The organism is Bacillus sp. JJ1764 (assembly GCF_036962145.1).
Taxonomy (GTDB): Bacteria; Bacillota; Bacilli; order Bacillales; family Cytobacillaceae; genus Neobacillus.
The window spans coordinates 4073-10854 of the sequence record NZ_JBALNY010000220.1 but is presented as its reverse complement, the minus strand read 5'-3'; the positions used below and the strand labels follow the sequence as shown (position 1 = coordinate 10854).

General features: G+C 40.3%; 7 protein-coding genes. 4 read left to right on the top strand and 3 right to left on the bottom strand.

Going from position 1 to position 6782, the window contains the following annotated elements:
* Positions 1 to 120: 120 nt before the first annotated feature.
* Positions 121 to 552 carry a VOC family protein gene (locus V7083_RS22615; RefSeq protein ID WP_335482327.1) on the bottom strand — a complete coding sequence of 144 codons (432 nt, stop codon included), beginning with the start codon at positions 550 to 552 and terminating at the stop codon, positions 121 to 123.
* A gap of 117 nt (positions 553 to 669) precedes the next feature.
* Between V7083_RS22615 and V7083_RS22610 the strand changes: the two genes are divergently transcribed.
* Complete coding sequence (locus V7083_RS22610; protein ID WP_335482325.1) at positions 670 to 1209, top strand: DUF1697 domain-containing protein; 540 nt, start codon at positions 670 to 672, stop codon at positions 1207 to 1209.
* On the opposite strand, the gene V7083_RS22605 is transcribed toward V7083_RS22610, so the two are convergent.
* Entirely contained in the window at positions 1193 to 2086 is an 894-nt protein-coding gene (locus V7083_RS22605) for a MurR/RpiR family transcriptional regulator (protein WP_438823764.1), read from the bottom strand. The two genes, V7083_RS22610 and V7083_RS22605, sit on opposite strands and share 17 nt — an antisense overlap.
* A gap of 196 nt (positions 2087 to 2282) precedes the next feature.
* Here V7083_RS22605 and V7083_RS22600 point away from each other — a divergent pair, with 196 nt between their 5' ends.
* Together V7083_RS22600 and V7083_RS22595 are read left to right on the top strand one after the other, a co-directional pair.
* Positions 2283 to 2927, top strand: a complete 645-nt coding sequence (locus V7083_RS22600) for a YczE/YyaS/YitT family protein (RefSeq protein ID WP_335482321.1) — start codon at positions 2283 to 2285, stop codon at positions 2925 to 2927.
* Positions 2928 to 2951: 24 nt separating this feature from the next.
* Positions 2952 to 4382: a 6-phospho-beta-glucosidase gene (locus V7083_RS22595; protein ID WP_335482319.1), complete on the top strand. Its 1431-nt coding sequence runs from the start codon at positions 2952 to 2954 to the stop codon at positions 4380 to 4382.
* Positions 4383 to 4424: 42 nt separating this feature from the next.
* Here the strand turns inward: V7083_RS22595 and putP are convergent, their stop codons facing one another.
* Positions 4425 to 5921 (bottom strand): sodium/proline symporter PutP, encoded by a 1497-nt coding sequence (putP, locus tag V7083_RS22590; protein WP_335482317.1) that lies wholly within the window; start codon positions 5919 to 5921, stop codon positions 4425 to 4427.
* Between the two features lie 219 nt (positions 5922 to 6140).
* On the opposite strand from putP, the gene V7083_RS22585 reads away from it, so the two are divergent.
* Positions 6141 to 6695, top strand: coding sequence for a thioredoxin family protein (locus tag V7083_RS22585; RefSeq protein ID WP_335482315.1), 555 nt, complete (start codon positions 6141 to 6143; stop codon positions 6693 to 6695).
* Positions 6696 to 6782 lie beyond the last annotated feature (87 nt).

Here is a 6782-nt window from a genome sequence, read left to right as displayed (position 1 = left end):
AAAAAAGCAAGGCTGTGTCTGAAGCCGAGCGAACATCGGACAAGTCAGAGCTGCAAAAGCAAGATCATGTCCGAAGAGAAAACAAGGTGGTCCAATCTCTTGGCCACCCTTTTTCAAAAACTAAAAAGAAATCATTGCCCCACGATCATCGAAAACAGCACTCGGGTTCCAGGCCACTTCCCAGAGATTATTCTCTGGGTCAGCAAAATAAGCGGTGCGTCCGCCCCAGAAGGCATTGCTAGGTTCGCGAATAATTCTCGCCCCCGCAGCACGGATTTCTTCGATGGTTGTGTCAACCTGTTCCGGTTGATCTACATTAATAGCAAGCGTAACCGGGCGAAACCCATCGCCTGAATTCGTAAAGTCCACTCCGGCATCTTTGGCCAGCTCCTCAATCGGGAATAAGGAAAACAGAACCCCAGCTGTTTTAAATACAGCATATTGATCCGAACTGATCTCTGATTCTTCCCACCCCAGCGATTGATAAAAGGCACGAAGCTCCGGTAAATTGACAGCGCCTATCGTTACCAAACTCACTCTTTGTAAAACCATAAATATCCCTCCTTAAACCATCTAGTTCTACAGTAAAAGCCGTTTTCCTGCAGTAGTTTAGTAATTAAAGAAAATGGTAAGATTGAATGAAGAGACTACTAAAACAGGGGTGCACAAATGACCATTTATATTGGACTATTAAGAGGTATTAATGTTGGCGGGCATCATATTATTAAAATGGCAGATTTAAGAAATCTATTGGAAGCAATGGGGTTGCGAAAGGTTAAAACGTACATACAGAGCGGAAATATCTTGTTTGAGTCAGATGAAGAGTCCCGGTCCCTCACAAGGCGATTGGAGGACGAAATCAGTAAAACATTCGGCTTCCCGGTGCCGGTAGTCTTGAGAACAGCTACTGAACTGAATGAAATCATTCAAAATTGCCCTTACACACTAAGCTCCTTAGATGAAGGGGAAAGTGTTCATGTCGCTTTTTTGGCAGAGGAGCCTTCACCCGAAGGGGTTAACCAGTTAAGCTCTTTTCAAAATGAAAAGGAACGATTCCAGATAATCGGAAAACAGGTTTATCTATTTTTTCAAATTAGCTTTAGAGATTCAAAGCTTGCCGCAAAGTTGTCGAAGCTAGGTGTACATGCAACGGTTCGCAATTGGAAAACCGTTATGAAGTTGGATTCCTTGGTCAATACTCTAAAATAAGAGAAAGAGGATATTTNNAAATATCCTCTTTCTCTTTTATTAACTCACTATCCGAAGTTCGCTCATCAATTTTCCTCGAAATATTCGTCTTATACTCTAGGTTACGATGGTAGTTTAATTTAAATAAACAGGAATAAAGGATATCCAGAACGAGGTGAATCGAATTATTAGATGAATAGGTGGCAATTTTAGAATAGAGTTTTTCTCTGGTTGAGACAGAAAGCGTACAGTTTGCATATTTTGATAAGCTATTTTCACCGATGCTTGTTAGGGCAATGATGGGAGTTTTGTTTTTCCTTAAAATCTCGGCAATCTTTAAGACTTCTTCTGATTCCCCGGTGTAGGAGATTAAAATGGCCGTATCCTTCGGAGAGGAATTCAAAGCAACATATACCTGTTCTTCCGGTAAATTCATGATCTCTACACGGCGATTGATGCGGAGCATTTTATGTTTGAAATCGTAAGCCATCAGGAGAGAATTGCTAATACCAAATATATTGATCATTTCTGCATTCGCCAACAGATCAATGGCCTGTTTGAGATCCTCGTTTTTTATAAGAGATAGTGTATCCTGAATCGTCTCTGTGGCCAGATGGCCTATTTTTGAAGCAACCGCCATAAAAGTATCATGGGGTTGAAAGGGAAAATTGGGATCAATTTTGGTAAAGTGGCTGTTTAAATAATAAAGCTCCTCTAGATACTTTTCCTTAAATTCATTCCAGCCGCTGAAGCCCAGCTTTTTTGATAAACGGACCACAGTTGATGGGGAGGTATACGTAGCATTGGCCAAGTCGATAGTGGATAGTTTCTCAATATTCTCTTTTTCTTTCAATATGTACTTCGCAAGAATCTCCTCGGATTTCGATAAAGATTCCATGGCTTCCAGTCTATTTGAAATGATCATGGTAAAAGTAACCCCTTTATATTGAAAAGGCATTTCAACAATCTATAGTAAAATACGAAAATAATTGAAAAGGCTTTCTAATCTGTTCGCAAAGTATTCTAATGCGGTAATTGATTTTATATTATTACATTAACGCTTTTTAATCAAAGATAATCGAGGACAAACGGACATGATGAAAGCAATTCAAAGGGTTATCATTGTTGCCATTAGCATGATTATGACAGGTGTGGGTGCAAGCATGGCATTAAAGGCAGCTGTCGGAGTCGGAGCATGGGATGCTTTGAGTCAAAGTATATCAGGAGTCATCGATATGAAAGTTGGAACATTTTCAATGATGATGAATATTAGCTGTGTGCTGATTCAACTTTTCCTCTTGAAAAAGGAATTTAAGCTGAAAACTTTGACACAAATCTTAGTGGCTATTCTGTTGGGATATGTCGTTAATTTTATGTTCTATGACGTTTTTGCCAGGTTTACTATCCACAGCTATTGGGCTAACATCGTATTGCTGATCGTATCTTGTGTTATTTGTGCAGGAGCCGTTTCGATGATTATGACGATTAACTTAATCACGTTTCCCTTGGAATCATGTTGTATGGTGATCTCGAAAAAGATCAATAAAAACTTCGGAGCGATCAGACAATTTGTGGACATCTTATCCATTGTGGTCGCCTTGGGAGTTTCGTTTTTCTTTAATCAATGCATCACGGTTAGAGAAGGTACGGTTATTATGATGCTTCTCTTTGGCCCGTTGTTAAATGTATTTATGAAAATGATGATTCCAAGATTAAAAAAAGTAGGGTTAATTGATTAGTTTATATTTTAGGAGGAGACTTTCATGGCTTTTCATAAGGATTTTTTATGGGGGGGCGCCGTTGCAGCTCACCAAGTTGAAGGCGGATGGAATAAAGGGGGTAAAGGTCCAAGTGTGGCAGATGTGATGACTGCCGGTGCCCATGGTGTGCCACGGGAAATTACTGATGGCATCGTTGAGGGAAAATACTATCCTAATCATGTTGCCATTGATTTTCATGGGCACTATAAAGAAGATATCGCTTTATTCGCCGAAATGGGCTTTAAATGTTTCCGCACAAGTATTAACTGGACACGGATTTTTCCAAAAGGGGATGAACTAGAGCCGAATGAAGAAGGCCTGAAATTCTATGATGATCTGTTTGATGAATTGTTAAAGTATGGGATCGAGCCGGTTATTACCCTTAGCCATTTTGAAATGCCGTACCACCTCGCAAAAGAATACGGTGGCTGGAGGAGCCGTGAAGTAGTTGATTTCTTTGTGCGTTTTTCTACTGCTGTAATGGAACGTTATAAAAATAAAGTGAAGTACTGGATGACTTTTAACGAAATCAACAATCAAAAAAATACGGCGAATCCTATCTTTTTATGGACCAATTCAGGGGTTCGTTGTGAAGAAGGAGAGAATCCAGAAGAAGTGATGTACCAGGCTGCCCATCACCAAATGGTGGCAAGTGCTTTGGTCGTGAAGGCTGGACATGCTATTAATCCTGATTTCAAGATTGGCTGCATGGTTTCTTTTGTTCCGATTTACCCTTACTCTTGCAACCCGGATGATATGATGCTTCAGGTGGAATCGATGCATGACCGCTGGTTCTTTGCAGATGTACATTGCAGAGGTCACTATCCTGCTTATGCTTTAAAAGAGTGGGAAAGAAAGGGCTACAACATCAAGATGCAGCCGGAAGATGCCAAGATTTTAGCAGAGGGAACTGTTGATTATATTGGGTTTAGCTATTATATGTCTGACGCAGTAAAAAGCGGCGTGAATGAATTGGATGATAAAACAGTGGTTGGTTCAAAATCCAGTGTGAAGAATCCATTTGTGAAAGCTTCTGACTGGGGTTGGCAAATTGACCCTGTGGGGCTACGCTATTCCTTGAATCAATTATATGAGCGCTATGAATTACCACTTTTCATTGTAGAAAATGGCTTTGGTGCAATTGACGTGAAAGAGGAAGACGGCAGCTGCCATGACGATTACCGTATTGACTATCTAGGTGCCCATATTAAAGAAATGAAAAAGGCTGTTGAATTAGATGGCGTGGAATTAATGGGTTATACTCCGTGGGGATGTATCGATTGTGTATCCTTTACAACTGGTGAAATGAAAAAACGCTACGGGTTTATCTATGTCGATCGTGATAATGAAGGCAATGGAACGCTTGCCAGATCGAAAAAGAAATCCTTTGATTGGTATAAGGATGTAATTGCGACAAACGGGGAAGAAGTGTAATAAAGAAGGAGAACATACGCCAATATGTTCTCCTTCTTTTTATTAAGATGCGTCTTTCATCAAGCGGATGCTTTCTTCAAATTCTTTTTCAATTTGTTCGTTCTTTTTATAAGTTGCCAGGCTGATGACAACAGCAACGACTAAGTTCAAGAGGAAGCCTGGAACGATTTCATATAAGGATTCTCCGAAAAATACCTTTCCAAGGTCGAAGTTTTTCCATAGTATCACCGTTACAGCACCGACGATCATACCATACAGGGCGCCCCAGTGGTTCATCTTTTTCCAGAACAAGCTTAACAGAATGACTGGTCCGAAGGAAGCTCCGAAACCTGCCCAAGCATAAGCAACGAGGCTTAGAATGGTATTGTTTTGTCTAAAGGCAAGTGCGGCAGCCACCACAGCGACTAAAAGCACGGCCATTCTCCCTAAGAAAACCAGCTGTTTGTCCTTTGCTTCCTTATTGACGACCGCTTTGTACAAATCCTCAACTAATGCACTGGATGTAACGATTAACTGAGAAGAGATCGTGCTCATAATGGCAGCAAGAATGGCAGCCAAGGCAAATCCGGCAAAGAGAGGATGGAAAAAGATCTGGCTCAATGAAATAAAGACGGCTTCCGGGTTATCCAGTTTATAATCCGCGTTATTATGGAAAAAGGCCAATCCGATAAATCCTGTGAAAATCGTACCGATTAAGGAAAAAATCATCCAGCCCATTCCGATGCGGCGGGCACTTTTCGTTTCTTTTACAGTGGTAATAGCCATAAAGCGAACGATAATATGTGGCTGGCCAAAGTAACCAAGTCCCCATGCCATTGCAGAAACAACCCCTAAAAAGGTAGTTCCTTTAAAGAAATCAAGAATAGTTGGATCAATGGCACGAATCGTATTAAATGTTTCTACAGGACCACCAGTCTTAAAAATACCAATCGCCGGTACAAGCAAGAGGGCAATTAGCATCATTAAACCTTGAATAAAGTCTGTGTAGCTGACGGCAAGGAATCCGCCAAATAAAGTATAGGCAACGACCACGCCACCAACAATATAAAGTCCTGTAAGATAGCTTGTACCAAAGGAGCTTTGAAAAAAGACGGCGCCGGAAACCATACCGGAAGAGACATAGAAAGTAAAGAAAGTAAGAATAACAATACCAGAAACAATGCGAAGTAGTTTTGTGTTGTCTTTGAAGCGATTTTCAAGAAAGCTTGGTATAGTGATGGAATCATTGGCTACTTGGGTGTAGGAACGCAAGCGTGGTGCAACTAATAACCAGTTTAAGTAAGCTCCAATCGTTAAGCCGATGGCAATCCACGCATCTGCTAAACCGGTTACATAAATTCCACCCGGAAGGCCCATTAACAGCCAACCACTCATATCGGCCGCACCGGCACTAAGCGCTGTTACTGCGGGTCCTAAAGACCTTCCTCCGAGCATGTAATCTGTGAGATTGCTTGTTTTTCGATAAGAATACCATCCAATAAAAAGCATCATGGCTAAGTAAATTCCAATCGAGACCATTTGTAGAGTTGTATTGGACATCCTTTATCCCCCTTTATTATCTTGGAAAATATTTAAAATAATATTTCCTCTTTATAAAATATTCTATCAATTGTATAAATCTATTTCTACTGTTAAATTATTGGTTTTGTTAAAAAGTAAAAAATACTTGTAATATAATAATCCTTGGGGATGTAAGCAGGATCATTGCCAATTAGTTTACAATTCCGCTATGATAGAAAATAAAAAGGAGTGATTGTAATGACAGAATTACTTTCATGGTTCCAAAAAGGAATGACGGTAAAGGAATACATTGACTCCATGGATAAAAATAAAACAAAAATGCTATCCATTTATGAGAAATTTGTTGTAGATGAGGAAAGTATAAACAAACTTGCAGCGCTTAAATCTCGGGAATTACGGGTAATTGTGTTAACAGAGGATTGGTGCGGAGATGCCATGCTCAATAATCCGATTTTATTCAGAATTGCTGAGGCAGCAGGAATTGAAATTCGTTGTTTATTACGGGATCAAAATCTGGAACTCATGGACCAATACCTCACTAATGGTACCTCAAGAGCCATTCCCATTTTTATTTTTATCGACCAAGAAGGCAGTGAAGTGGCTGTATGGGGGCCACGAGCTCCGGAAATGCAGGCATTAGTGGAAAGAGAACGGACGAATTTGCCTGATAAGGAAGCACCCGACTTTCAAGAAAAACAATTGGCCATGTATAAGCGGCTAGTGGCATCCTATCAAACCGATGAGACCATCTGGCAGACCGTTGCTGACAGCATCATATCTAAGTTGATTTAAAAAAAATGCCACTGGCAAGGTGAATTCCTTTCCTAGTGGCATTTTTTACATTTTGGCTGTGTTAAAGAACAGTGTTGATTTTTTACA

Coding starts and splice junctions, on each gene's coding strand:
- V7083_RS22615 (WP_335482327.1), bottom strand. CDS start 552: ATGGTTTTACAAAGAGTGAGTTTGGTAACGATAGGCGCTGTCAATTTA.
- V7083_RS22610 (WP_335482325.1), top strand. CDS start 670: ATGACCATTTATATTGGACTATTAAGAGGTATTAATGTTGGCGGGCAT.
- V7083_RS22600 (WP_335482321.1), top strand. CDS start 2,283: ATGATGAAAGCAATTCAAAGGGTTATCATTGTTGCCATTAGCATGATT.
- V7083_RS22595 (WP_335482319.1), top strand. CDS start 2,952: ATGGCTTTTCATAAGGATTTTTTATGGGGGGGCGCCGTTGCAGCTCAC.
- putP (WP_335482317.1), bottom strand. CDS start 5,921: ATGTCCAATACAACTCTACAAATGGTCTCGATTGGAATTTACTTAGCC.
- V7083_RS22585 (WP_335482315.1), top strand. CDS start 6,141: ATGACAGAATTACTTTCATGGTTCCAAAAAGGAATGACGGTAAAGGAA.